Below are 521 nucleotides of genomic sequence, written 5' to 3' on the forward strand. Positions count from 1 at the left end.
AAATGCGACAGGTTGTGCCGTTACCGCAACGATCACCATCAACTCCGTTCCGGGTGCGCCTGCGGTGGCAACTTACACACTTACCCAGCCAAGCTGTACTACACCTACCGGTACCATTACCATCAATACACCAACAGGAACCGGCTTGACTTACAGCATCAATGGAACTACTTTCCAGGCAAGTAATATATTTACCGGCGTTGCTCCGGGAACCTATACTATTTCGGTGCGAAATGCCGCGGGTTGTACCTCCACTACTACTGCAACTTTAAATGCCGTTCCATCAGCGCCAGCTGCAGCTACGGCTACAGTCACCCAACCTACCTGTGCCACTCCAACCGGAACGATCGTAATTACGGCACCAACCGGCACCGGCCTGGAATACAGTATCAACGGAACCACTTTCCAGACAAGCACCACATTTGCCGGTCTTGCACCAAATACTTACACGATTACAGTACGTAACTCCGCAGGTTGTACTTCCACTGCTAGCGTAATAGTGAATGCCGCTCCATCAGCAC

The 521-nt window shown here is 51.4% G+C and carries 1 protein-coding gene; it reads left to right on the forward strand.

Annotated elements, in window-relative coordinates; translation table 11 throughout:
• The coding region (locus EGI32_RS10920) for a hypothetical protein (RefSeq protein WP_255155416.1) at nucleotides 1-521 on the forward strand (521 nt) is incomplete at both ends.

The sequence above is a fragment of the Ferruginibacter sp. HRS2-29 genome (assembly GCF_024343615.1).
Lineage (GTDB): Bacteria > Bacteroidota > Bacteroidia > Chitinophagales > Chitinophagaceae > Ferruginibacter.